At 65.7% G+C, this 23428-nt stretch carries 23 protein-coding genes; 18 read left to right on the top strand and 5 right to left on the bottom strand.

Going from position 1 to position 23428, the window contains the following annotated elements:
• The first annotated feature begins 231 nt into the window (after window positions 1–231).
• From AWC06_RS00405 to AWC06_RS00375, 8 genes are all read left to right on the top strand, one after another.
• A complete protein-coding gene (locus tag AWC06_RS00405) occupies window positions 232–471 on the top strand; it encodes a redoxin NrdH (protein WP_085193278.1) in 240 nt (79 codons plus the stop codon).
• Between the two features lie 9 nt (window positions 472–480).
• Complete coding sequence (gene nrdI / locus AWC06_RS00400) at window positions 481–930, top strand: class Ib ribonucleoside-diphosphate reductase assembly flavoprotein NrdI (protein ID WP_085193277.1); 450 nt, start codon at window positions 481–483, stop codon at window positions 928–930.
• The gene (nrdE, locus tag AWC06_RS00395) at window positions 897–3068 is read left to right on the top strand and encodes a class 1b ribonucleoside-diphosphate reductase subunit alpha (protein ID WP_085193275.1); all 2172 of its coding nucleotides are present in this window, start codon (window positions 897–899) and stop codon (window positions 3066–3068) included. Before nrdI ends, nrdE begins: the two co-directional genes overlap by 34 nt.
• A gap of 136 nt (window positions 3069–3204) precedes the next feature.
• Window positions 3205–3945 (top strand): TetR/AcrR family transcriptional regulator, encoded by a 741-nt coding sequence (locus tag AWC06_RS00390; RefSeq protein ID WP_085193414.1) that lies wholly within the window; start codon window positions 3205–3207, stop codon window positions 3943–3945.
• Window positions 3946–4039: 94 nt separating this feature from the next.
• Window positions 4040–5593 (top strand): flavin-containing monooxygenase, encoded by a 1554-nt coding sequence (locus tag AWC06_RS00385; protein ID WP_085193273.1) that lies wholly within the window; start codon window positions 4040–4042, stop codon window positions 5591–5593.
• A gap of 119 nt (window positions 5594–5712) precedes the next feature.
• Window positions 5713–6675, top strand: a complete 963-nt coding sequence (gene nrdF, locus AWC06_RS00380; protein ID WP_085193412.1) for a class 1b ribonucleoside-diphosphate reductase subunit beta — start codon at window positions 5713–5715, stop codon at window positions 6673–6675.
• 535 nt (window positions 6676–7210) lie between these two features.
• On the top strand, window positions 7211–7537 hold the full coding sequence (locus AWC06_RS24035; protein ID WP_483406797.1) for an Rv1352/Rv1906c domain-containing protein: 327 nt from the start codon (window positions 7211–7213) through the stop codon (window positions 7535–7537).
• A gap of 541 nt (window positions 7538–8078) precedes the next feature.
• Window positions 8079–8396, top strand: coding sequence for a DUF3349 domain-containing protein (locus AWC06_RS00375; protein ID WP_085193410.1), 318 nt, complete (start codon window positions 8079–8081; stop codon window positions 8394–8396).
• Here the strand turns inward: AWC06_RS00375 and AWC06_RS00370 are convergent.
• Both AWC06_RS00370 and AWC06_RS00365 read right to left on the bottom strand, forming a co-directional pair.
• Window positions 8393–9433 carry an NAD(P)-dependent alcohol dehydrogenase gene (locus AWC06_RS00370; RefSeq protein ID WP_085193271.1) on the bottom strand — a complete coding sequence of 347 codons (1041 nt, stop codon included), beginning with the start codon at window positions 9431–9433 and terminating at the stop codon, window positions 8393–8395. The genes AWC06_RS00375 and AWC06_RS00370 overlap by 4 nt on opposite strands.
• Window positions 9434–9537: 104 nt before the next feature.
• On the bottom strand, window positions 9538–10620 hold the full coding sequence (locus AWC06_RS00365; protein WP_085193269.1) for an iron-siderophore ABC transporter substrate-binding protein: 1083 nt from the start codon (window positions 10618–10620) through the stop codon (window positions 9538–9540).
• Between the two features lie 144 nt (window positions 10621–10764).
• Here AWC06_RS00365 and ctaD point away from each other — a divergent pair, with 144 nt between their 5' ends.
• From ctaD to AWC06_RS00325, 8 genes are all read left to right on the top strand, one after another.
• Window positions 10765–12513: an aa3-type cytochrome oxidase subunit I gene (gene ctaD, locus AWC06_RS00360; RefSeq protein ID WP_085193408.1), complete on the top strand. Its 1749-nt coding sequence runs from the start codon at window positions 10765–10767 to the stop codon at window positions 12511–12513.
• A 25-nt stretch (window positions 12514–12538) separates the two neighbouring features.
• Entirely contained in the window at window positions 12539–13774 is a 1236-nt protein-coding gene (gene serB / locus AWC06_RS00355) for a phosphoserine phosphatase SerB (protein WP_085193267.1), read from the top strand.
• A gap of 20 nt (window positions 13775–13794) precedes the next feature.
• Entirely contained in the window at window positions 13795–14667 is an 873-nt protein-coding gene (locus tag AWC06_RS00350) for an ABC transporter ATP-binding protein (protein WP_264479998.1), read from the top strand.
• 50 nt (window positions 14668–14717) lie between these two features.
• Complete coding sequence (locus AWC06_RS00345) at window positions 14718–15488, top strand: NUDIX hydrolase (protein ID WP_139819836.1); 771 nt, start codon at window positions 14718–14720, stop codon at window positions 15486–15488.
• On the top strand, window positions 15476–16234 hold the full coding sequence (locus AWC06_RS00340) for an enoyl-CoA hydratase (protein WP_085193262.1): 759 nt from the start codon (window positions 15476–15478) through the stop codon (window positions 16232–16234). Before AWC06_RS00345 ends, AWC06_RS00340 begins: the two co-directional genes overlap by 13 nt.
• Window positions 16221–17189, top strand: coding sequence for a class I SAM-dependent methyltransferase (locus AWC06_RS00335; RefSeq protein ID WP_227371022.1), 969 nt, complete (start codon window positions 16221–16223; stop codon window positions 17187–17189). The genes AWC06_RS00340 and AWC06_RS00335 overlap by 14 nt, the downstream gene beginning before the upstream one ends.
• Window positions 17147–18340, top strand: coding sequence for a THUMP-like domain-containing protein (locus AWC06_RS00330; protein ID WP_227371024.1), 1194 nt, complete (start codon window positions 17147–17149; stop codon window positions 18338–18340). The genes AWC06_RS00335 and AWC06_RS00330 overlap by 43 nt, the downstream gene beginning before the upstream one ends.
• Window positions 18341–18402: 62 nt before the next feature.
• Window positions 18403–19095, top strand: a complete 693-nt coding sequence (locus AWC06_RS00325; RefSeq protein ID WP_085193258.1) for an esterase — start codon at window positions 18403–18405, stop codon at window positions 19093–19095.
• 11 nt (window positions 19096–19106) lie between these two features.
• On the opposite strand, the gene AWC06_RS00320 is transcribed toward AWC06_RS00325, so the two are convergent.
• Window positions 19107–20375, bottom strand: coding sequence for an outer membrane protein assembly factor BamB family protein (locus AWC06_RS00320; protein WP_139819829.1), 1269 nt, complete (start codon window positions 20373–20375; stop codon window positions 19107–19109).
• A 225-nt stretch (window positions 20376–20600) separates the two neighbouring features.
• Here AWC06_RS00320 and AWC06_RS00315 point away from each other — a divergent pair, with 225 nt between their 5' ends.
• Window positions 20601–21338 carry an acyltransferase gene (locus AWC06_RS00315; protein WP_085193254.1) on the top strand — a complete coding sequence of 246 codons (738 nt, stop codon included), beginning with the start codon at window positions 20601–20603 and terminating at the stop codon, window positions 21336–21338.
• On the opposite strand, the gene AWC06_RS00310 is transcribed toward AWC06_RS00315, so the two are convergent.
• Window positions 21335–21829: a TspO/MBR family protein gene (locus AWC06_RS00310; RefSeq protein ID WP_085193252.1), complete on the bottom strand. Its 495-nt coding sequence runs from the start codon at window positions 21827–21829 to the stop codon at window positions 21335–21337. The two genes, AWC06_RS00315 and AWC06_RS00310, sit on opposite strands and share 4 nt — an antisense overlap.
• Window positions 21830–22058: 229 nt before the next feature.
• Between AWC06_RS00310 and AWC06_RS00305 the strand changes: the two genes are divergently transcribed.
• The gene (locus AWC06_RS00305; protein ID WP_085193250.1) at window positions 22059–22682 is read left to right on the top strand and encodes a TIGR03085 family metal-binding protein; all 624 of its coding nucleotides are present in this window, start codon (window positions 22059–22061) and stop codon (window positions 22680–22682) included.
• Here the strand turns inward: AWC06_RS00305 and AWC06_RS00300 are convergent, their stop codons facing one another.
• On the bottom strand, window positions 22683–23423 hold the full coding sequence (locus tag AWC06_RS00300; protein ID WP_211281861.1) for an enoyl-CoA hydratase/isomerase family protein: 741 nt from the start codon (window positions 23421–23423) through the stop codon (window positions 22683–22685).
• Window positions 23424–23428: the final 5 nt, after the last annotated feature.

The following is a 23428-nucleotide window of genomic DNA, read 5'->3' as shown; positions in this document are numbered from 1 at the left end:
TGTCAGCCACTAGGTGTAGTGTTTCACCACACCGACAGACCCCGGGTTCACCAGGTCAGCCGGACCGCGCCACCCGGCATCGACAGCCAGCCGCCGCGGATCGGTAAGACGGGAATTTCGGGGCGCGGCGGTCTGCTGAACCAGCAGTGCAGATGCAGTACCCGAGTAGTTGCCAGTTCGTGTCAAGTTCGTCATTTTCCACAGAGGACCCACAGAGGAGTGGTACCGCCGATGAGCATCACCGTGTACACCAAGCCGGCATGTGTGCAGTGCAACGCGACCTACAAGGCGCTGGACAAAGAGGGCATCCCCTACGAGAAGGTGGACATCTCCCTGGACAGCGAGGCGCGCGACTACGTGATGGCACTCGGATACCTGCAGGCCCCTGTTGTGGTGGCCGGTAACGACCACTGGTCGGGCTTCCGGCCGGACCGGATCAAGGCGCTCGCCAGCGCCGCGCTGACCGCCTAGGAGATTGCCGTGCCGTCGTGCAGCCTGGTGTATTTCTCCAGCGTGTCGGAGAACACCCACCGCTTCGTGCAGAAGCTGGGCATTCCGGCCACGCGGATACCGCTGCACGGCGCGATCGAGGTGGACCAGCCCTATGTCCTGGTGCTGCCGACCTACGGCGGTGGGCACAAGACGCCTGATATCAACGACGGGGCCTATGTTCCTAAGCAGGTCATCAAGTTTTTGAACAACAGACGCAATCGAGCCTTGCTGCGTGGCGTGATAGCCGCTGGCAACAACAACTTCGGTGCCGAGTTCTGTTACGCGGGCGAGGTGATCTCGCGCAAGTGCGGCGTTCCGTACCTATACCGATTCGAATTGATGGGAACCGCCGAGGACGTGCAAACCGTCCGCGCGGGCCTGGCTGACTTTTGGAAGGACGACACGTGCCACCAACCGCCGCAACTGCAGAGCGTGTAACAGCCACGGGCCACGGTGCGTTGCCGGGCGAGACGGACTATCACGCCCTCAACGCGATGCTGAATCTGTACGACGCAGACGGCAAGATTCAGTTCGACAAGGACCGCGAAGCCGCGCACCAGTACTTCCTGCAACACGTCAACCAGAACACGGTCTTCTTTCACAACCAGGACGAGAAACTCGACTACCTGATCCGCGAGAACTACTACGAGCGTGAGGTTCTCGACCAGTACTCACGAAACTTCGTCAAGACGCTGCTCGACCGCGCGTACGCCAAGAAGTTCCGGTTCCCGACATTCCTGGGCGCGTTCAAGTACTACACCTCCTACACGCTGAAGACCTTCGACGGCAAGCGCTATCTCGAGCGTTTCGAGGATCGCGTCGTCATGGTGGCGTTGACTCTGGCCGCCGGGGACACCGCGTTGGCCGAAAAGCTGGTCGACGAGATCATCGACGGGCGGTTCCAGCCGGCCACCCCGACGTTCCTCAACTCGGGGAAAAAGCAACGCGGCGAGCCCGTGAGCTGCTTCCTGCTTCGGATCGAAGACAACATGGAGTCGATCGGGCGCTCGATCAACTCCGCGCTGCAGCTGTCCAAGCGCGGTGGGGGAGTTGCGTTGTTGCTGAGCAACATTCGCGAGCACGGTGCGCCGATCAAGAACATCGAGAACCAGAGCTCCGGCGTCATCCCGATCATGAAGCTGCTGGAGGACTCGTTCTCCTACGCCAACCAGCTCGGCGCGCGTCAGGGTGCCGGCGCGGTCTACCTGCACGCCCACCACCCCGACATCTACCGATTCCTGGACACCAAACGGGAGAACGCCGACGAGAAGATCCGGATCAAGACGCTCAGCCTGGGCGTGGTGATCCCGGACATCACCTTCGAGTTGGCCAAGAAGAACGAGGACATGTACCTGTTCTCGCCATACGACGTCGAACGCATCTACGGTGTGCCGTTCGCCGACATCTCGGTCACCGAGAAGTACTACGAGATGCTCGACGACTCCCGCATCCGCAAGACCAAGATCAAGGCACGCGAGTTCTTCCAGACGCTGGCCGAGCTGCAGTTCGAATCGGGTTACCCCTACATCATGTTCGAGGACACGGTGAACCGGGCCAACCCGATCGAGGGCAAGATCACCCACTCCAACCTCTGCTCGGAGATCCTGCAGGTGTCCACACCGTCGTTGTTCAACGACGACTTGTCGTATGCGAAAGTGGGCAAGGACATTTCGTGCAACCTCGGTTCGCTGAACATCGCCAAGACGATGGACTCGCCTGACTTCGCCCAGACCATCGAGGTCGCGATCCGGGCGCTGACCGCGGTGAGCGACCAGACGCACATCTGGTCCGTGCCCTCGATCGAGCAGGGCAACAACGACTCGCATGCGATCGGGCTCGGGCAGATGAACCTGCACGGATACCTTGCGCGCGAACGGATTTTCTACGGCTCCGAAGAGGGCATCGACTTCACCAACATCTACTTCTACACGGTGCTCTACCACGCGCTGCGGGCGTCGAACAAGATCGCGATCGAACGCGGCACGCATTTCAAGGGTTTCGAGCGTTCGAAGTATGCGACCGGGGAGTTCTTCGACAAGTACATCGACCAGGTGTGGGAGCCCAAGACCGACAAGGTTCGGCAGCTTTTCGCCGACGCCGATATCCGCATCCCCACCCAGGACGACTGGCGGCGGTTGAAGGAATCGGTGCAGGCCCATGGGATTTACAACCAGAACCTGCAGGCGGTGCCGCCGACGGGATCGATCTCCTACATCAACCACTCGACGAGCTCGATCCACCCGATCGTGTCGAAGATCGAGATCCGCAAGGAAGGCAAGATCGGTCGGGTCTACTACCCGGCGCCGTACATGACCAACGACAACCTGGAGTACTACCAGGACGCCTACGAGATCGGCTACGAGAAGATCATCGACACCTACGCGGCGGCCACCCAGCATGTGGACCAGGGCCTGTCGCTGACGCTGTTCTTCAAGGACACCGCGACCACCCGCGACGTCAACAAGGCCCAGATCTACGCCTGGCGCAAGGGAATCAAGACGCTGTACTACATCCGGCTGCGTCAGATGGCGCTAGAGGGAACCGAGGTTGAAGGCTGCGTTTCCTGCATGCTGTAAGGGCTTCTAGCTCCGCCGAATGTGTGCTTAATGTACGCGGATCGCGGTTTGACCGTGCATTAAGCCCACACTCGATGGAACGGGCCTCTGCCCGGTCTTCCCAGGTCAGCGATGGCAACGGGGTAAGGTGCTTGACGTGGTGAGAATTCCTCGACCCCACCCCAGCCCGAAGCCTGGGGCAAAGGCCGACGCGCGCAGCGAGCGCTGGCGCGAACACCGCAAGAAGGTACGCCGGGAGATCGTCGAAGCGGCCTTTCGCGCCATCGACCGGTTGGGACCCGAGCTCAGCGTCCGCGAGATCGCCGAAGAGGCCGGCACCGCCAAACCCAAGATCTACCGGCATTTCCATGACAAGTCCGACCTGTTCCAGGCGATCGGGGAGCGGCTGCGGGACATGCTCTGGGCAGCGGTCTTCTCGTCGGTGGACTTCGCCACCAACTCGGCTCGCGAAATCATCCGGCGCAGCGTGGAAGAGTACGTCAACCTGGTCGACGAGCATCCCAACGTGCTGCGGTTCTTCATCCAGGGCCGTTTCCCGGAGCAGTCCGAGTCGACGATGCGGACGCTGAACGAAGGCCGGGAGATCACGCTGGCGATGGCGGAAATGTTCAACAACGAGCTGCGCGAGATGGAACTGGACCCCGCCGCGATCGAATTGGCCGCCTTCGCCGCGTTCGGGTCGGCGGCATCGGCCACCGACTGGTGGCTGGGGTCCGACCCCGATAGCCCGCGGCGGATGGACCGCGACAAGTTCGTCGAGCACCTGACCACGATCATGATGGGTGTCATCGGCGGCACCGCCGAGCTGCTCGGCATCAACATGGACCCCGACCAGCCGATCCACAACGCGGTGCCGCGCAGCTCCGCCGCGAGCTGAACGTCGGCGGCGTTGACATCGTCGCAGCCGTCGGTGACACTCATCCGATACCCTGGGTACTGGGTACTTGAGCCCCCGAGCAGGAAGATCCGAGATGACCGTCGCCGAGCCGACCACCGAGCCCTCCGCACAGGCTCCGCCCGTGCACACCCGCGCGATCATCATCGGGACCGGGTTCTCCGGGCTCGGGATGGCCATCGCACTGCAGCGCCAAGGTGTGGACTTCCTCATCCTGGAGAAGGCCGACGAGATCGGCGGCACCTGGCGGGACAACAGCTACCCCGGGTGCGCCTGCGACGTGCCGTCGCACCTGTACTCGTTCTCGTTCGAACCGAAGGCCACCTGGAGCAAACTGTTCTCCCCGCAACCGGAGATCCTGGACTACCTCAAGGGCGTCACCGACAAGTACGGGCTGCGCCGCTACATCCGATTCGGTTCGCTGGTGGACCGCGCGCACTGGGATGACAGCGAGCACCACTGGCATGTGTTCACCGAGTCCGGGCAGGAGTATGTGGCGCAGTTCGTGATCTCGGGCGCCGGGGCACTGCACATCCCGCGCCTGCCGGACATTGAGGGCATCGACGAATTCGCCGGTGCCGCTTTCCATTCGGCCCAGTGGGATCACAGCGTCGACCTGACGGGCAAGCGGGTCGCGGTGATCGGCACCGGGGCCAGCGCGATTCAGATCGTGCCGGCGATCGTCAACGACGTCGCCCAGTTGCACATGTACCAGCGCACCCCGCCGTGGGTGGTGCCAGTGCCGTTCGCTCCGCTTCCGACGGCGTTGCGCCAAGCATTCGCGACCGTGCCCGGCCTGCGCCTGGCGGTACGTGCCGGCATCTACTGGGGGCTCGAGACGGTCGGATTCGCGATGACTCAGCAGCCCGGATTGCTGAGAGCCATCGAGGCGATCGGCAAGTGGAACATCCGGCGCAATGTCCGCGACAAGGAATTGCGCCGCAAGCTCACTCCGCGCTACCGCGCAGGCTGCAAACGAATCCTGTACTCCGGCAACAACTATTACAGGGCGGTGGCCAACCCGAAGACGACGCTGATCACCGAACGGATCAAACGCATCAGCGCCGAGGGCATCGTCACCGACGACGGCGTCGAGCACCCGGTCGATGTCATCGTGTACGCGACCGGCTTCCACGTCACCGACTCCTACACCTACGTCGACGTCAAGGGCCCCCACGGGGAGGACTTGGTGGACCGTTGGAACCGCGAGGGTGTCGTCGCACACCGCGGGATCGCCGTCGCCGACGTGCCCAACCTGTTCTTCCTGCTGGGTCCGAACACCGGTCTGGGCCACACCTCGGTGGTGTTCATGATCGAGTCGCAGATCCACTACGTCTCCGAGGCGATCGCGGCCTGCGACCGCCTGGACGCGCAAGCGCTGGCACCCACCCGTTCCGCGCAGGACCGGTTCAACGAGGAGCTACAGCAAAAGCTGGCCGGCTCGGTGTGGAACACCGGCGGCTGCAGCAGCTGGTACCTGGATGAGCACGGCGTCAACCGGACCCTGTGGAGCGGTATGACCTGGCAGTACTGGCGGGCCACCCGCTCGCTCAAACCGGCCGAGTACCGCTTCTTCGGGGTGGGCACCGGTTCCCCCGCCGACCGTCCGGCCGCGGCCGTCGCGAACTAGGAGACACACGCGACACTAGGTGTTGTGTTACCCCGGCTTGTCGGCCCCCAGGGGTAGTGTTTGAAGTCTGAGCAGTCGACTATCCGTCCTGGTGAAGTGGGGTTCTGGTGAGCGAAAAAATGAAGCTGATCGACCGCGTTTCCGCGATCAACTGGAACCGTCTACAAGACGAGAAGGACGCCGAGGTCTGGGAGCGACTGACGGGAAACTTCTGGCTCCCCGAGAAGGTGCCGGTGTCCAACGACATCCCGTCCTGGGGCACGCTGACCGCCGGCGAGAAGCAACTGACGATGCGGGTGTTCACCGGTCTGACGCTGCTGGACACCATTCAGGGCACGGTCGGCGCGGTGAGCCTAATTCCCGACGCGCTGACGCCGCACGAGGAGGCCGTCTACACCAACATCGCCTTCATGGAGTCGGTGCACGCCAAGAGTTACAGCTCGATCTTCTCCACGCTCTGCTCGACCGCTGAAATCGACGACGCCTTCCGCTGGTCGGAGGAAAACCCCAACCTGCAGCGCAAGGCCGAGATCGTCATGGAGTACTACCGCGGCGATGAGCCACTCAAGCGCAAAGTGGCCTCGACACTGCTGGAAAGCTTCCTGTTCTACTCCGGGTTTTACCTGCCGATGTACTGGTCCAGCAGGGCCAAGCTGACGAACACCGCCGACATGATCCGGCTGATCATCCGCGACGAGGCCGTGCACGGCTACTACATCGGTTACAAGTTCCAGCGTGGGCTGGCCCTGGAGGACGCCGCTAAGCAAGCCGAGCTCAAGGACTACACGTACGAGCTGCTCTTCGAGCTATACGACAACGAGGTGGAGTACACCCAAGACCTCTACGACGAGGTCGGGCTGACCGAAGACGTCAAAAAGTTCTTGCGCTACAACGCAAACAAGGCGCTGATGAACCTGGGGTATGAGGCGTTGTTCCCGCGCGACGAGACCGACGTCAACCCGGCGATCGTGTCGGCGCTGTCACCCAATGCCGACGAGAACCACGACTTCTTCTCCGGATCGGGTTCGTCGTACGTGATCGGCAAGGCCGTCGTCACCGAAGACGAGGACTGGGACTTCTAAAATATGCAGGTCAGAAGCATAAACCGGTCAGGCGCGCCGCGATCAACAAACCCATTGTTCGTCCGGATCACTGCCTCGCCCCCACCCTATGCCCACGAATTGCCCACAAAATTCTTCAGGAGGACTGCTTTGGGTGACGGCCGAAGCCCCAGAAGCCCGGGGGTCGAAACGCGGTCGAAACCCAGTGATCGAGAAACCTTAATGCGGTAACCCACTTCAGCACGCCCAGCAGCCAAAATATTGGCCACGTTGCTGGACAGGCTGCACTCGGCCTCAGCGCACGGCCGTCGCGACAACTTGGCGTTGGTACGGACGATGACGAAGAAAAACGGCGGGCCTTGATTTCAGCGCATGTGCATCGTATCGGCGCGCTCGCCTGCTCGGAGAGGACGCGGGCTAATCGCTGTCTATCCGAGCCAGCGCGGCGTCAGGTAAGTCGGATCGCAAAAATCGGGTACTCGATGAACAGCCTCCAGGCGTAAGCTCACGCATCGTTTGGGGAGGTTAACGAAAGATTATTGAGGAGAGGAACAGGATGCGCGCAGCGATTGCGTCTCGCATATTGGTCGGGGTCGCGGCCCCCGCGGCAGCGATCGTGCTTGCGTCACCGGCCACGGCCTACCCGAGCGGCGAAATCCCCGGAAATGGGGTCTTTCGCGTGGGTACCGAAATTGCGCCAGGCATCTACCACACTCAGGGGCCTGTGAATCCGAGATTCATGTGCACTTGGATTACGCGCCGGACAGTCGGGGGCAATGACATCGCCGACGGAAATTACGCTCAGGGGCCACAATATGCGAAGGTTCCGGTAACGGTAGTTGTCTTCGAGACCTTTGGCTGCCAGCCCTGGACGCCCGCCTGATAAGGGAGCGCGCGCAGCGGCGGGCCAGCGGCGCGGCAGCCTGGCGGCGGTCAAGTCGATGACCAACAAGCGCGGCGTCTGATAGCGCGAACCTAGCAGTCACCTACTTGGTCGAGGTCTCATCCTCAATCGAAGCGGCCGCCGTGGCGGTGGCATCGTCGTCTGCGGGCTTCGCGGGCTCAGCGTCGTCCATATCTACGGCACCAACACTTGTGCGACACCGCCGTGGCCGTGGCACGTGCCAACAGAGTGTGGGTGTTCGCTATTACGAATAGTCGCCATCTCGGCAGATCGCGGTGGGCGGCCTGTCCGCCGGTCCCTTTTCGGGTCCGGAACGAAGTCACCGGATGAAGCTCGGTAATAACACGGTGGGCAGTCCGACTCTGCATGGGCTGGCGAAGCCGTACCGAAGACGAGGACTGGGACTTCTAGCGCCTGTGAACGGCGCATGAATTCTGTGAATCTTGCGCCCTCACAGTGGCGCCCTTAGACCCACTCGCACCACACTGAACGTGTGGCCGCCACTTCGTTTCTGACCTCGGTGCTGCGCTGGCTGCAGGCCGGCTACCCCGACGGCGTTCCCGGCCCGGACCGGGTGCCGCTGTTGGCGCTGCTGCGCAGCACTCCGCTGACCGAGGATCAGGTTCGCGAAGTCGTGCACAACATGATCGCGGCCGGATCACCCTCAGTCACCAATGGCGAGATCGACGACGACGAGATCGCCGAGTTCATCTCGGACATGACCCATTACGACGCCGGCCCGGAAAACGTCAGGCGCGTGGCGAGCACGCTGGCCGCCGCCGGCTGGCCGCTGATGGGAGTCGACGGCAGCGAGGGCGAGGACTCCGACGAGCCTTAAAGCGTGGCCGTGTCGATCACGAAGCGATAGCGCACGTCACTGGCCAGCACCCGCTCATAGGCCTCGTTGACGTAATCCGGCTCGATGACTTCGATTTCGGGCGTCACGTTGTGCTCGGCGCAGAAGTTCAGCATCGCCTGCGTCTCGGCGATGCCGCCGATGTTGGAGCCGGACAGGCTGCGCCGCATCAGCGCCAACGCGAACGCCGGCACCGGCATCGGATGCTCGGGGATGCCGAGCTCGACCAGTGTGCCGTCGACGTCGAGCAGCTTCAGGTATTCACCCAAATCCAGGTTGGCAGACACCGTGTTGAGGATCAGGTCGAAGCTGTTGCGCAACTTCTTGAACGTGGCCGGGTCCGAGGTCGCGTAGTAGTGGCTGGCGCCTAGGCGCAAGCCGTCCTCCATCTTCTTCAGCGACTGTGACAACACGGTCACCTCGGCGCCCATCGCCACACCCAGCTTGACGCCCATGTGCCCGAGTCCGCCCAGGCCGATCACCGCAATTCGCTTGCCCGGCCCGGCATTCCAGTGCCGCAGCGGGGAGTAGAGCGTGATACCCGCGCACAGCAGCGGCGCCGCAGCGTCGAGCGGCAGCGCGTCGGGAATGCGCAGAACGTAGTTTTCGTCGACGACGATCGCGCCGCTGTAACCGCCGTAGGTCGGCTGCCCATCCCTGCCGACGCCGTTATAGGTCGTCGTCATGCCGCGCTTGCAGTACTGCTCCAAACCGGCGAGACAGCTACTGCACTCGCGGCAGGAGTCCACGAAACAGCCCACGCCGACGCGGTCACCCACCTTGTGCTTGGTGACCTCGGAGCCCACAGCTGTTACCACACCGGCGATTTCGTGACCGGGAACGACCGGATAGTTGGGCTTGCCCCACTCGGCCCTGACGGTGTGGATGTCCGAGTGGCAGATGCCGGCGAACTTGATCTCGATCGCCACATCGTGCGGGCCCGGGTCGCGGCGGGTGATTGTGGTCTTGGTCAGCGGCTCGGTCGGCGACGTGGCGGCATACGCAGAAACAGTGCTCATTGGCAGACCTCTTGAGTGGTTGGCTCAATCGCGGATTTTAGGGAACGCAACCGAGAATATCATAGATAGGCTATGTATTTCTGTGCCGTGAGGGCAACGTCACATCAATTGATCGGGGCGTTGACCCAGTGCAGGTCGTCGACGACGCCCCGGGCCGCAACCAGCCCCTCACCGGTCTGCCACACCTCGTTGTTGACCACGAACACCCGGTTGTCGCGGTTGGCCGCCAGCTTGCGCCACGACGCGCTGTCGAACACGGCGGGGGCATGATCCTTGGCGGCCGGCGACGCGAAGGACACGTACACCAGGTCGCCGTCGGCGGCGGAGAAATCGGGTGTGCCCGCGAGATCGGTGTCGCTGGCGCCCATCTCGATGTAGGGCTTGTCGGTGAAACGCTGCGACGCGGGACGGTCGACGCCGACCATGCGCAGCACGCTGGCCGGAAAGTTGTCCGCGCCGTATACCCGGATGGTGTGCTCGGTGAACTGCACGATCGACGCCTGGTAGTGCGCGGCGTCGTGGGCGGCCCCGGCTTCGTGGGCCTGCGCGGCGAAGTCGTTGATCAGCGCGCCCGCCGCGTCGGCGCGGCCGGTAGCCGCGCCCACCCCACGTAGGTTGTTCTCCCAGTCCGGACCGGGCGCCGCGGTGAATACGGTCGGGGCGATCTTCGTCAGCGCCGGATACAACTGCGGCGTCAACGCCTGTGATCCGAGGATCAGGTCCGGCTTGGCCGCTTCGATCCCCGCCAGATCGGGAGCGCTGCGGGGACCGACCCCTTGCAGCCGGTGCACGACGGTGCCCAGATAGGACGGCTGACTCGGGGAACCGTCCGGCAGCGCGGCCGCGACAATGCGCGATTGCAGGCCCAGGGCGCACAGGGCGTCGAGCGCATCCCCGGAGAGCGCCACGATGCGCTGCGGGTCGGCGGGCACTTGGACCGCGTCGGGGTGCACACCCCCGGCGTTGTGTGCGGTGCGCGTCGGCGGCCCGGGATCCGGTTGATCCGGTTGTGGCGCGCAGGACTCGTCCGGTCGGCGTTGGTTGCCCAGGACTCCTGCGCCGGCGATTTGGGTGGTGCTGGTGATCACCGAAGCGGACGGCGACGGCCTGCCCCCGGACGTGCAAGCAGGGCAGATCGTGGCAAAAATCGCGGAGGCGGCTGCGGCTGCGGCGAGCCTGGCTCGCATACCCCTGAGCAGCACGGCTCCGACGGTAACATCCGGCCAGCGGGGTCTCACGAGGCCAATACGACAGTTTGTAGGACCAGTGCCTCGGCGGGCCCCGTCGAAGGCTAGGATTCACTGAAGATTGCCCGACGTTTGGAGGAGCTCTTGACCGCCGAAGCGCCCCCGCTAGGAGAACTCGAGGCCGGTCGTCCGTACCCACCCCGGACCGGCCCCAAGGGCAACCTCGTCTACCGGCTGATCACCACCACCGATCACAAGATGATCGGCATCATGTACTGCGTCGCGTGCTTCGCCTTCTTCTTCATCGGCGGGCTGATGGCGCTGCTGATGCGCACCGAGCTGGCCGCGCCGGGCCTGCAGTTCTTATCGAATGAGCAGTTCAACCAGCTGTTCACCATGCACGGCACGATCATGCTGCTGTTCTATGCCACCCCGATCGTCTTCGGCTTCGCCAACCTGGTGCTGCCGCTGCAGATCGGGGCGCCCGACGTGGCGTTCCCGCGGCTGAATGCCTTCTCGTTCTGGCTGTTCTTGTTCGGCTCGTTGATTGCGATCGCCGGTTTCATCACGCCGGGCGGCGCCGCGGACTTCGGGTGGACCGCCTACACCCCGCTGACCGATGCCATCCACTCACCCGGCGCGGGCCCTGACCTGTGGATCATGGGGCTGATCGTTGCCGGTCTGGGCACCATCCTGGGCGCGGTCAACATGATCACCACGGTGGTCTGCATGCGCGCCCCGGGCATGACGATGTTCCGGATGCCGATCTTCACCTGGAACATCCTGGTGACATCCATCCTGGTGCTGCTGGCGTTCCCGATTCTGACCGCGGCACTGTTCGGGCTGGCCGCTGACCGCCATCTGGGCGCCCACATCTACGACGCGGCCAACGGCGGAGTCCTGTTGTGGCAGCACCTGTTCTGGTTCTTCGGCCACCCCGAGGTGTACATCGTGGCGCTGCCCTTCTTCGGCATCGTCACCGAGATCTTCCCCGTATTCTCGCGCAAGCCGATCTTCGGCTACACCACGCTCGTGTACGCAACGATGTCGATCGCCGTGCTGTCCGTCGCGGTGTGGGCGCACCACATGTTCGCCACCGGCGCGGTGCTGCTGCCCTTCTTCTCGTTCATGACCTATCTGATCGCCGTGCCGACCGGGATCAAATTCTTCAACTGGGTCGGCACAATGTGGAAGGGGCAGTTGACATTTGAGACGCCGATGCTGTTCGCGATCGGCTTTGCGGTCACCTTCCTGCTTGGCGGTCTGACCGGCGTGCTGCTGGCCAGCCCGCCGCTGGACTTCCACGTCACCGACACCTATTTCGTGGTCGCGCACTTCCACTACGTGTTGTTCGGGACCATCGTGTTCTCCACTTTCGCCGGTGTGTACTTCTGGTTCCCGAAGATGACCGGGCGGCTGCTCGACGAGCGGTTGGGCAAGCTGCATTTCTGGTTGACGTTCATCGGTTTTCACACCACGTTTTTGATCCAGCACTGGCTGGGCGACGCCGGCATGCCGCGCCGCTACGCCGACTACCTGCCCACCGACGGATTCCAGATGTACAACATCGTCTCCACAATCGGGGCGTTCATCCTTGGCGCATCGATGATTCCGTTCGTCTGGAACGTCTTCAAGAGCTGGCGCTACGGCGAAGTGGTCACCGTCGACGACCCGTGGGGATACGGCAACTCACTGGAGTGGGCCACCAGTTGCCCACCGCCGCGGCACAATTTCACCGAGCTGCCCCGCATCCGCTCCGAACGGCCGGCCTTCGAATTGCACTACCCGCACATGGTGGAACGACTGCGCGCCGAGGCACATGTCGGCCGAGCTCACGGCGGCCCCGAGGGCGGCGATGTCACCAGAGTCGACGACGTGAGCGTTCGCACCTAATGGCCTGTCGCGGCGGCAATCTGGGGTGAGTACGCCCCGCAAGGTGTCGGCGTTGATCACCGTCACCGGTGTCGATAAGCCGGGCGTGACGTCGGCGCTCTTCGAGGTGCTCTCGGGTCAGCGGGTGGAGTTACTCAACGTCGAGCAGGTCGTGATCCGGGGTCGGCTGACCTTGGGTGTGCTGGTGCGCGCCGCCATGGACGAGGCGCAAGGTAAGGCCCTGCGCCAGGCCGTCGAGGCAGCCATCCATGGTGTCGGGCTGGACGTCAGCATCGAACGCAGCGACGACCTGCCGATCATCCGGGAACCGTCGACGCACACCATCGTGGTGCTCGGCCGGCCGATCACCGCCGACGCCTTCGGCGCGGTGGCTCGAGAAGTGGCCGCGCTGGGGGTCAACATCGACCTGATCCGCGGTGTCTCGGACTATCCGGTCACCGGCCTGGAGCTGCGGGTCTCGGTGCCACCGGGGATCGATGGCCAATTGCAGGCCGCGCTGACGCGGGTGGCAGTCGACGCGGGCGTGGACGTGGCGATGGAGGACTACACGCTGTCGCGGCGCGCCAAACGGCTGATCGTGTTCGACGTCGATTCCACGCTGATCCAGGGCGAGGTCATCGAGATGCTGGCTGCCCGCGCGGGAGCCCAGGACGCGGTCGCGGCCATCACCGACGCCGCGATGCGCGGCGAACTGGACTTCGCGGCCTCGCTGCGCCAGCGGGTCGCCGCCCTCGCCGGTCTGCCCGCCGGCGTGCTCGGCGAGGTCGGCGAGCAGTTGGAGCTGACCCCGGGCGCGCGCACTACGCTGCGCACCTTGCGGCGGCTGGGCTATCACGTGGGCGTGGTCTCCGGGGGCTTCCGGCAGGTCATCGAGCCGCTGGCGCACGAGTTGATGCTCGACTTCGTCGCCGCCAATGAGCTGGAGATCGTCGACGGCACAATCACCGGCCGGCTCGTCGGCCCGATCATCGACCGAGCGGGCAAAGCCAAGGCGTTGCGGGACTTCGCCCATCAGGCCGGGGTGCCGCTGGAACAGACCGTCGCGGTCGGTGACGGGGCCAACGACATCGACATGCTGACCGCGGCGGGCCTGGGCGTGGCGTTCAACGCCAAACCGGCGTTGCGAGAGGTCGCCGACGCGTCGCTGACCTACCCATACCTGGACACCGTGCTGTTTCTGCTCGGCGTCACGCGTGGCGAGATCGAGGCCGCCGACGCGGTCGACGGCATGGTCCGGCGCGTCGAGATCCCACCCGAATAGCGGGGCGACCCGACAGCCGTCTGCTCGCCGCGGTACGGCACGATGGTCGGGTGCCCGCCCAGGCTAGCGACGCCACCGACCCCGATCTGCTGATCGACTTCAAAGATGTTTCGCTGCAGCGCAATGGCCACCTGCTGGTCGGGCCGGTGAGTTGGTCGGTCGAGCTCGACGAACGCTGGGTGATCATCGGGTCCAACGGTGCCGGCAAGACGTCGTTGTTACGCATCGCCGCAGCGGCCGAGCACCCGTCCTCCGGGGTCGCCTACGTGCTGGGCGAACGCCTGGGCCGAGTGGACATGTCCGAGCTGCGCTCCCGGGTGGGTTTCAGTTCGACGGCCCTGTCGCAACGGGTGCCCGGCAACGAGTTGGTGCGCGACCTGGTTGTGTCGGCCGGCTACGCGGTGCTGGGCCGGTGGCGGGAGCGCTACGAGGACGTCGACTACCACCGGGCGATCGACATGCTGGAGAGCCTGGGCGCCGAACACCTTGCCGATCGCACCTACGAGACCCTGTCGGAGGGGGAGCGCAAGCGGGTGCTGATCGCGCGGGCGTTGATGACCGACCCCGAGCTGCTGCTGCTCGACGAACCGGCCGCCGGCCTGGACCTGGGCGGCCGCGAGGAACTGCTGCTGCGGCTGACCGACCTCGCCGCAGATCCGGACGCCCCGGCGCTGGTCCTGGTCACCCATCACGTCGAGGAGATCCCGATCGGCTTCAGTCATTGCATGCTGTTGTCGGAAGGGCGCGTCGTCGCATCGGGTTTGTTGTCTGACGTGCTGACCAGTGAGAATCTGTCTGCGGCGTTCGGCCAGGCGATCACGGTGGACGTGATCGACGGGCGTTACTTCGCCCGGCGTACCCGCACCCGCGCGGCCCACCGGAGGCTTTCTTGACACCACCAGACTCGGGTGCGCCGTTGACCCCGCGGCCCGCCGCGACCGTGATGCTGATCCGCGAAAGCGGCAACGGCATCGCGGTCTTCATGATGCGCCGGCACTCCGCAATGGAATTCGCCGCCGGTGTGATGGTGTTTCCCGGCGGCGGCGTCGACGATCGCGACCGCAACGCGCCGATCGACTGGGCCGGGCCGCCGCCGTCGTGGTGGGCGCAGCGCTTCGGCATCGCCACCGACCTCGCCGAGGCGCTGGTGTGCGCGGCCGCCCGGGAAACCTTCGAGGAATGCGGCGTGCTGTTCGCCGGGCCCGCCGACGACCCTGGCGGCATCGTCGGTGACGCCTCGGTGTACCGCGAATCCAGGTTGGCGCTGGCCGAGCGGACGCTGTCGTTCGCCGACTTCCTGCGCCGGGAGAACCTGGTGCTGCGGGCGGATCTGCTGCGGCCCTGGGCGAACTGGGTGACGCCGGAAGCCGAACGCACCCGCCGCTATGACACCTACTTCTTCGTCGGCGCGCTCCCGCGGGGTCAGCGCGCCGACGGGGAGAACACCGAATCCGATCGCGCCGGGTGGACCACTCCGCAGGCCGCCATCGATGACTTCGCGGCCGGCCGCACCTTCCTGCTGCCGCCGACCTGGACCCAGCTGGACTCGTTGGCCGGCCACACCGTCGCCGATGTGCTGGCCGTCGAGCGTCAGATCGTGCCCGTGCAACCGCACCTGGAGATCAACGGCGACAACTGGGTTTTCGAGTTTTTCGACTCCGACCGTTACCACCAAGCACGGAAAGCGGGCGGAACGATGGGATGGCCGCTTTGAGCGAGTTCGTCAGCATCCACTGCGGCGCAGACCATCCCGGTGTGGCGACGCTGGTGCTCTCCCGGCCGCCCACCAACGCGATGACTCGGCAGGTCTATCGGGAGCTCGCGCAGGCCGCAGCCGAGCTGGGACGGCGCGATGACATCTCCGCGGTGATCCTGTTCGGCGGGCATGAGATCTTCTCCGCCGGCAATGACGTGCCCCAGCTTCGGACACTGACCCGGCAGGAGGCCGAAACCGCGGCGGAGGTGCGGCGCGACGCCGTGCGCGCCGTCGCGGCCATCCCCAAGCCAACGGTTGCCGCGATCACCGGATACGCGCTGGGAGCAGGGTTGACGCTCGCGCTGGCCGCCGACTGGCGGATCAGCGGCGATAACGCGAGGTTCGGCGCGACGGAGATCCTGGCCGGTTTGATTCCCGACGGCGGCGGGATGGCGCGGCTGACCCGCACAGTCGGGACGAGCAGGGCCAAGGAACTGGTGTACAGCGGTCGTTTCTTCGATGCCGAGGAGGCGCTGGAGGTGGGGCTCATCGACGAGATGGTGGCCCCCGACGACGTCTACGACGCGGCGGTTGCGTGGGCCGGCCGCTTCGTCGGCGCGCCGACGCAGGCGCTGGCCGCGGCCAAGGCCGGCATCGACGACGTCTTCGAGCTGACCCCCGCGGAGCGCCTTGCCGCCGAACGCCGCCGCTATGCCGAGGTGTTCGCGAGTGCGGCTAAAGTGGCCCTTCGTGACCAAGGTTGACCCGGCGCCCCAACCCCACGCCACCGCCGAACAGGTGGAAGCGGCCCGGCACGACAGCAAGCTCGCCCAGGTGCTCTACCACGACTGGGAGGCCGAGAACTACGACGAGAAGTGGTCGATCTCCTATGACCAGCGCTGCGTCGACTACGCGCGGGACTGCTTCGACGGTGTGGTCCCCGACGACGAGATCCACCGCTTGCCCTACGATCGCGCCCTCGAATTAGGCTGCGGCACAGGGTTTTTCCTGCTCAACCTGATCCAGTCCGGCGTTGCGCGGCGCGGTTCGGTCACCGATTTGTCGCCCGGCATGGTCAAGGTCGCCACCCGCAACGGGCAGTCGCTGGGGTTGGACATCGACGGTCGGGTCGCCGATGCCGAGCGCATCCCCTACGACGATGACACGTTCGACCTCGTTGTCGGCCATGCGGTGCTGCACCACATTCCCGACGTCGAGCAGTCACTGCGCGAGGTGCTGCGAGTGCTGCGACCCGGCGGCCGGTTCGTGTTCGCCGGCGAGCCGACCACCGTGGGCGACAGCTACGCGCGGACGCTGTCGACGCTGACCTGGCGGATCACCACCAACGTCACCAAACTGCCCGGTCTGGGCGCCTGGCGCCGCCCGCAGGCCGAGCTCGACGAATCCTCGCGGGCCGCCGCGCTGGAAGCCGTCGTTGACCTGCACACATTCGCTCCCGGCGAGTTGGAACGGATGGCCGCGGACGCCGGCGCCGCCAACGTCGAGACCGCGACCGTCGAATTCACCGCCGCCATGCTGGGTTGGCCGCTGCGCACCTTCGAGTACGCGGTCCCTCCGGGCCGGCTCGGCTGGGGCTGGGCCAAGTTCGCGTTCACCAGCTGGAAGACGCTGAGCTGGGTCGACGAAAACCTCTGGCGGCGGGTGGTGCCGAAGGGCTGGTTCTACAACGTCATGGTCACCGGGGTCAAGCCGTCCTGAAGTTCGGGCTCGACGACGTCGCCTACCTGACATCGCAAGCGGGCGCCGCGGCGCTGGACACCGTCGCCTCGTTGGAGCTCACGGACCGGGTGGCTGACGTCGCGAGGGTGCGGGAACGATTCGGCGAGCGCACACCGGTGCTGGTGGAAACCGTGCTGCTGCGTCGGCGCGCGGCCACCAAACTGCCCGGCACCGGCGACTGGCTGTTCACCGACGAGGCGCTGCAGCAGGCCACCGCCGCACCCGTGGCCTTGCATCGGGCACGCCGGTTGACCGGACTCGTTGTTCACGATGTGACCTGCTCGATCGGCGCGGAACTCGCGGCGCTGGCCGGTTGTGCCGAGCGAGCGCTGGGCAGTGATGTCGACCCCGTCCGGCTGGCGATGGCGCGGCACAACACCCCGGACGTCGACCTGTGTCGCGCCGACGCGTTGCACCCGGTGACCCGTGACGCGACCGTCATCGCCGACCCCGGGCGGCGCACCAGCGGGCGGCGGCGGTTCAACCCACGCGATTACCAGCCCGCCCTGGATCGGCTGCTGGACGTCTACCGTGGCCGCAATCTGGTCGTAAAGTGCGCTCCCGGAATCGATTTCGACGCCGTGCGGCGCCTCGGCTTCGACGGTGAGATCGAGGTGACCTCGTGGCGCGGCTCGGTCCGCGAAGCATGCCTGTGGACGGCCGGGCTTGCTGAGCCCGGCGTCCGCCGCCGGGCCAGCATTCTGGACAGCGGTGAACAGCTCACCGACGCCGAGCCGAACGACTGCGCGGTGCGGCCCGCCGGCCGATGGATCGTCGACCCCGACGGCGCCGTGGTGCGGGCCGGCCTGGTCCGCCACTTCGCCGCGCGGCACGGGTTGTGGCAGCTCGATCCCGACATCGCATACCTGTCCGGCGATCGGCTGCCTGCGGCGGTGCGCGGGTTCGAGGTTCTTGCGCAACTTCCGTTCGACGAGCGCCGGCTGCGTCAGGCGCTGGCAAGCCTCGACTGCGGTTCGTTGGAGATCCTGGTGCGCGGCGTCGGGGGCATCGCAGCCGATCCCGACGCGCTGCGGCGACGGCTGCGGCTGCGCGGCGGCCAATCGCTGTCCGCGGTTATCACCCGCATCGGCTCCGCTGCGACCGTGTACGTTTGCCGCGCGTCCCGTTAGCGGCCGGGTAGGCTGACGGGACGGCATTTCAGCCGTTTCCCCGCCTGCGAGGACAAGTCACAATGCGCAACCTGATCGCGGCCGCGCTGACCGCGGCCGGAGCCCTGCTGGGCTGGTCCGGCATGCCGCTCGCGGCCGCCGACTCGGATTGCGCCAGCATGGGTGGCAGCGTCGACAGCAGCCAGATGTGCCACGTTCACGCCGCGAACTCCACCTACAAGCTGGACATGACATTTCCCGTCGACTATCCCGACCAGCAGGCGCTCGACCAATACATCAGCCAGAACCGGGACGGATTCGTCAACGTCGCGGAGACGTCCGGATCGCGTGATCAGCCGTACCAGATGGAAGTGACCTCCGAGCAGTACCATTCCGGGCATCCCCCGGGCGGCACCCGCAGCGTGGTGCTCAAAGTCTTCGAGGACGTCGGTGGTCCGCGCCCGTCGACCTCTTACAAGAGCTTCAACTACGACCTCGAACCGCCGAAGACCGTCACCTTCGACACGCTCTTCGACCCCAAGAGCAAACCGCTTGACGCCATCTATCCGGTCGTGCAGCGCGAGCTGGGACGTCAAAGCGGGCTGGGCGCTGCGATCCTGCCCGGCTCCGGGCTGGATTCCTCGCACTACCAGAACTTCGCCATCACCGACGACGACCTGATCTTCTACTTCGCGCCGGGCGAGTTACTGCCGCCCTTCGCCGGGGCGAGTCAAGTCCGGGTTCCGCGCAGCGCCATCCCGCCGCTGACGGTGTAAGAACTACGTCGTTACGCCGGGGCGAAGCTGTACACCTGACCGTCACTGGTCGCGGCGACCACCCGGCGATCATGGCCGATCGAGACGCCGACGGGGTAGCCGGTAGCCTCCGGCAGCGCGTAGCTGTTGAGCGTGCGCCCGCTGCCCGGGTCGAAGACAAGCAGCGACATCCCGCGCTCGCCGCCGGCCACCGTGTAGCCGACACCGGATCCGGCCAAGCTGGCCGACGACAACGGGCTGACATCGTCGCGACGCCAGACCTGCTGGGCGTGGTCGCCGGCGTCTTTGAACGCGACCAGACGAGTGTCAGGGCCGCCACCGGACACGATCAGTCCGCCCGGCGTCACCGACGGCGGCGTCTGGGCCAGAAACTTCAGCGCCACCGACCACTTCGGCTTGCCGTCGGCGGCGCGCAGCGCCCACAGTCGTTGGTCGCGGCCATTGACGTAGACCGTCGAACCGTCGCTCGACAGCACCGGGCTGGCCAGCACCCCGGCGGTGACGGCATCGCTGGTCCATTCCCGGGTGAGCAGCGGGTTTTGACCGGGGTGGTACTTCAGCCCGACCAGCGCCGCCGCGGGCGCGCCCGGCTGCCACAGGCCCAGCACCACCATCCCGTTGGCCGCCGCGAAGGCGGGCGCCGCCGCGATAGGGCAGCCGGCCCGGGCCGGTCCGCAATCGGATAAGCCGCGGGTGAAATCGGTCGGGTCGACGCCGTCGACCAGGTCCAGGGAATTGCCCATCACGGTGCCCCGGTGGGCGTCGAAAACCTGCACCTGCCCCAGGTGCGTGACAACGAGCAATTGACCGCCGGCGAGAATCCTTGGCGTGGAAGGCATTCCGATCACCGGTCTGCGCCACCGGATCCACTGCGTCACCGGAAACGAGAGAATCGCCCCGGGCTGACCGACGTACAGGTTGTCGAAACCGTCGAACAACGGGCCGGACAAACCGCCGCCCTGGAACAGCCGGGTGCACCAGCGCTGCCGGCCCTGGTCGTCGTTTTCCCATTCCATCAGCGAGCAGCCGCCGGGGGTCTGCGCGTTGAGCGCCAGCCAGTTGCGCGAGCTCAGAGCCGCCGCCGCCGCCAGCGAGCCCTTCACCGACCGGGTCCAGCGCAGTGCCAGCGTGGTTGCGCCAGGCGTGGGCGTGTAACTGCTGTTGGACGCGTCGCCATACTGCGCGGGCCATCCCTGCGCCGGCACGATGTCGACCCACGCGTCGGTATTACCGCAGCCGGCCAGGGTGGCCGCGAGAACGAGCGTCGACGTGACCCCCATGACGCGTCGAGCGTGTGGGTTATGACGAAAAACCGCGCGTTTTATGTCCATAACCCGCACAGTCGGCAGGAAGGGAAAGCGCGCGAGCACGGTGCCGAGGGTAACCGGTGCCGTCTCGACCCTGCCTGATTGCCCGACTTTCCCCCTCGCCGCTGCGCGGCTGGGGGTGCCCCCACCTCGGGACGCCGTGCGTCCCGCATCGTCGTCGGGCTAGGCTTTCCGGCCATGACGACCATGTGGGGGGCGCCGCTCCATCGCCGGTGGCGCGGATCAATGCTGCGCGACCCCCGCCAGGCCAAGTTCCTCACGCTGGCCTCGCTGAAATGGGTGCTGTCCAACCGGGCATACACCCCGTGGTATCTGATTCGGTATTGGCGGCTGCTGAAGTTCAAGTTGGCCAACCCGCACATCATTACCCGCGGCATGGTGTTCCTGGGGAAGGGCGTCGAGATTCACTGCACCCCGGAACTGGCGCAGTTGGAGATCGGCCGCTGGGTGCACATCGGTGACAAGAACACCATCCGCGCGCACGAGGGCTCCCTGCGATTCGGCGACAAGGTGGTGCTGGGCCGGGACAACGTGGTCAACACCTACCTCGACATCGAGATCGGCGATTCGGTGCTGATGGCCGACTGGTGCTACATCTGCGACTTCGACCATCGGATGGACGACATCACATTGCCGATCAAGGACCAGGGCATCCTCAAGAGCCCGGTCCGCATCGGCCCGGACACCTGGATCGCGGCCAAGGTGACGGTGTTGCGGGGAACCACGATTGGCCGGGGCTGCGTGCTGGGATCGCACGCGGTGGTCAAGGGCAATGTGCCGGACTACTCGATCGCGGTCGGCGCGCCTGCCAAGGTGGTCAAGAACCGGCAGCTGGCGTGGGAGACGTCGGCCGCCCAACGCGCCGAGCTGGCTGCGGCGCTGGCCGACATCGAACGCAAAAAGGCTTCGCGCTAAGGCCCGGTGATCCGTCGGTTGAGTCGCCAGATGTGACTCGACATCAGGGTGGCAAAGGCACACCAGAGCGGATATGGCGACAGCGCGACCGCAGCTCGCGAGTCGGCCGCGGCGGTCCGCCGGGTCAGGTCGGCGCTGCTGACGGCCAGAACTGCGGCTCCGAGCGCCGACGCGCCGAGCCTGCGGTAGCCGAAAAACAGCCAACTCCATCCGGCGTTGAGAATCAGGTTCGCGGCCAGCGCGATCACGTAGTTGCGCGCCTCGGCGTGGCGTCCTGCGTCGCGCAGCCGGTCGATGGCCATCGCCGATGTGATCGCGATGTCGGTGTACAGCGAGGTCCAGGCGATCGGAAACACGTTGGCCGGCGGCACGTAGCCCGGTTTGCGCAGTTGCGCATACCAGGCCGGCGTCCGGGTTGTGTTGGCCAGGCTTCCGGCAGCGGCGGCCGTGGCGACGGCGAGACTGGTCGCGCCCAGGGTTTGCTTATTCACGTTGTCTCCCTTCAGATTCCGCCATGCGCGGTCTCGACTGTGCGCTGTGGTCGGAATCCGCCGGAATTTTGCGCCCTGCGTGCACAGTCGACGCCCTCAGCGCACGGTCGACGGCCGGGGGCCGGAGACCCTGGGCCGTGCCCGTCGCGGATCGAACCGCTCAGGCCAGCGAATCGACGGGGAACCATCCACGTCCCGCTATCTAACTCGCCCGGCCTAAGGTGTGTCCATGAACGCTGCTCAACGCGAGCGTGCCGCTCTCGTGGAAACTCTGCGCAGGGTCGGGCCGGACGCACCGACACTCTGCGCGGGCTGGACTACCCGGGATCTGGCCGCTCACCTGGTCGTTAGGGAACGCCGCCTCGACGCCACCGTCGGCATCGTGATTCCGTTTCTCGCCGACCACACCGCCAAGGTTCAGGATCAGATCGCGCAGTCGAACAGCTGGGACGACCTCGTCGAGCTGGTGGCGTCCGGACCCCCGCTGTATTCACCGTTCAAGCTGCTCGATCCGGTGGCCAACATCGGAGAGATGTTCATCCATCACGAGGATGTGCGCCGCGCCGTCGACGGTTGGCAGCCACGGGAGTTGGATGAGTCGACGGCCACGGCGTTGACCCGGCCGCTGGGTTTCGTGAGCCGGATGGCGCTGGCGAAAGCACCCGTGCAGGTCGTGCTCCAGACACCCGCGGGCCGACAAATCGCCCGCGTCGGACGCGGCGAGGAGGTCACGGTGACTGGCGAACCACAGGAGCTGGTGTTGTTCCTCGCGGGCCGCGACGCGGTGCAGATCGAATTCGACGGCGCCCCAGAGACGTTCGCGGCTGTCAAGGCGGCGCGGCGCGCACTGTAATCAGCGACCCGTGAACATCGGCGCACGGCGCTGGGCCGCGGCGGCAACGCCTTCGCGAAAATCGGCGGTCGCCTGCAAACGGGTTTGTTCTTGCAGTTCGTGGGCGGTGGCCCCTTCGACAGCCTCGGCAAGTCCAGCGCGCATGGTTGCGCGGATGCTCGTCACCGCCAATGGAGCCGAAGCCGCGATGCGCCCCGCAAACCGCAACGCGGCCGGGCGGACATCGCCGTCGGCAGCGAGCTCGTCGACAAGCCCTGCGGCGTAGGCCTTTTCGCCGTTGAAGCGCTCACCGGTGAGCAGCCATTCGAGTGCCTTCTGCTGCCCGACGACTCGTGGCAGCGTGGCGGTGATCCCAAAGCCGGGGTGGAATCCGAGCTGGCTGAAGTTAGCCGCGAATCTCGACGATGCGGACGCCACCCGGAAGTCCGCGCTCAATGCCAGTCCGAGCCCGCCGCCGATCGCCGCGCCGTTGACTGCCGCGACCACCGGCTTGGTCGACCGGAATAACCGCAGAGCCTGGACGTAGAGCTCAGCGACCGAGGACCCGCCCGCTGCGGAGCGGGAGAAGTCGGCGCCGGCGCAGAAGTGCTTTCCCTCGGCGCAGAGCACGATCGCCCGGCAGTCGGCGTCGTTGTCGAGTTGGGCGTAGGCGTCGGCGATGGCGGTTATGAGCGCGGTATCGAAGAAATTGTTCGGCGGCCGGTGGATCTCGACGGTTGCCACGTGATCGGCCAGGTCCATGGTTA

This window comes from Mycobacterium fragae (assembly GCF_002102185.1).
Taxonomy (GTDB): Bacteria; Actinomycetota; Actinomycetes; order Mycobacteriales; family Mycobacteriaceae; genus Mycobacterium; species Mycobacterium fragae.
Note: the sequence above shows the minus strand (reverse complement) of the source record. Positions and strands in the feature narration are given on the sequence as shown.

What these genes read in the sequence shown, in the direction of transcription:
- AWC06_RS00405 (WP_085193278.1), top strand. Translation starts at nt 232, where the DNA reads ATGAGCATCACCGTGTACACCAAGCCGGCATGTGTGCAGTGCAACGCG.
- AWC06_RS00385 (WP_085193273.1), top strand. Translation starts at nt 4,040, where the DNA reads ATGACCGTCGCCGAGCCGACCACCGAGCCCTCCGCACAGGCTCCGCCC.
- nrdF (WP_085193412.1), top strand. Translation starts at nt 5,713, where the DNA reads ATGAAGCTGATCGACCGCGTTTCCGCGATCAACTGGAACCGTCTACAA.
- AWC06_RS24035 (WP_483406797.1), top strand. Translation starts at nt 7,211, where the DNA reads ATGCGCGCAGCGATTGCGTCTCGCATATTGGTCGGGGTCGCGGCCCCC.
- AWC06_RS00370 (WP_085193271.1), bottom strand. Translation starts at nt 9,433, where the DNA reads ATGAGCACTGTTTCTGCGTATGCCGCCACGTCGCCGACCGAGCCGCTG.
- AWC06_RS00365 (WP_085193269.1), bottom strand. Translation starts at nt 10,620, where the DNA reads ATGCGAGCCAGGCTCGCCGCAGCCGCAGCCGCCTCCGCGATTTTTGCC.
- AWC06_RS00345 (WP_139819836.1), top strand. Translation starts at nt 14,718, where the DNA reads ATGCTGATCCGCGAAAGCGGCAACGGCATCGCGGTCTTCATGATGCGC.
- AWC06_RS00340 (WP_085193262.1), top strand. Translation starts at nt 15,476, where the DNA reads ATGGCCGCTTTGAGCGAGTTCGTCAGCATCCACTGCGGCGCAGACCAT.
- AWC06_RS00325 (WP_085193258.1), top strand. Translation starts at nt 18,403, where the DNA reads ATGCGCAACCTGATCGCGGCCGCGCTGACCGCGGCCGGAGCCCTGCTG.
- AWC06_RS00320 (WP_139819829.1), bottom strand. Translation starts at nt 20,375, where the DNA reads ATGGGGGTCACGTCGACGCTCGTTCTCGCGGCCACCCTGGCCGGCTGC.
- AWC06_RS00315 (WP_085193254.1), top strand. Translation starts at nt 20,601, where the DNA reads ATGACGACCATGTGGGGGGCGCCGCTCCATCGCCGGTGGCGCGGATCA.
- AWC06_RS00305 (WP_085193250.1), top strand. Translation starts at nt 22,059, where the DNA reads ATGAACGCTGCTCAACGCGAGCGTGCCGCTCTCGTGGAAACTCTGCGC.
- AWC06_RS00300 (WP_211281861.1), bottom strand. Translation starts at nt 23,423, where the DNA reads ATGGACCTGGCCGATCACGTGGCAACCGTCGAGATCCACCGGCCGCCG.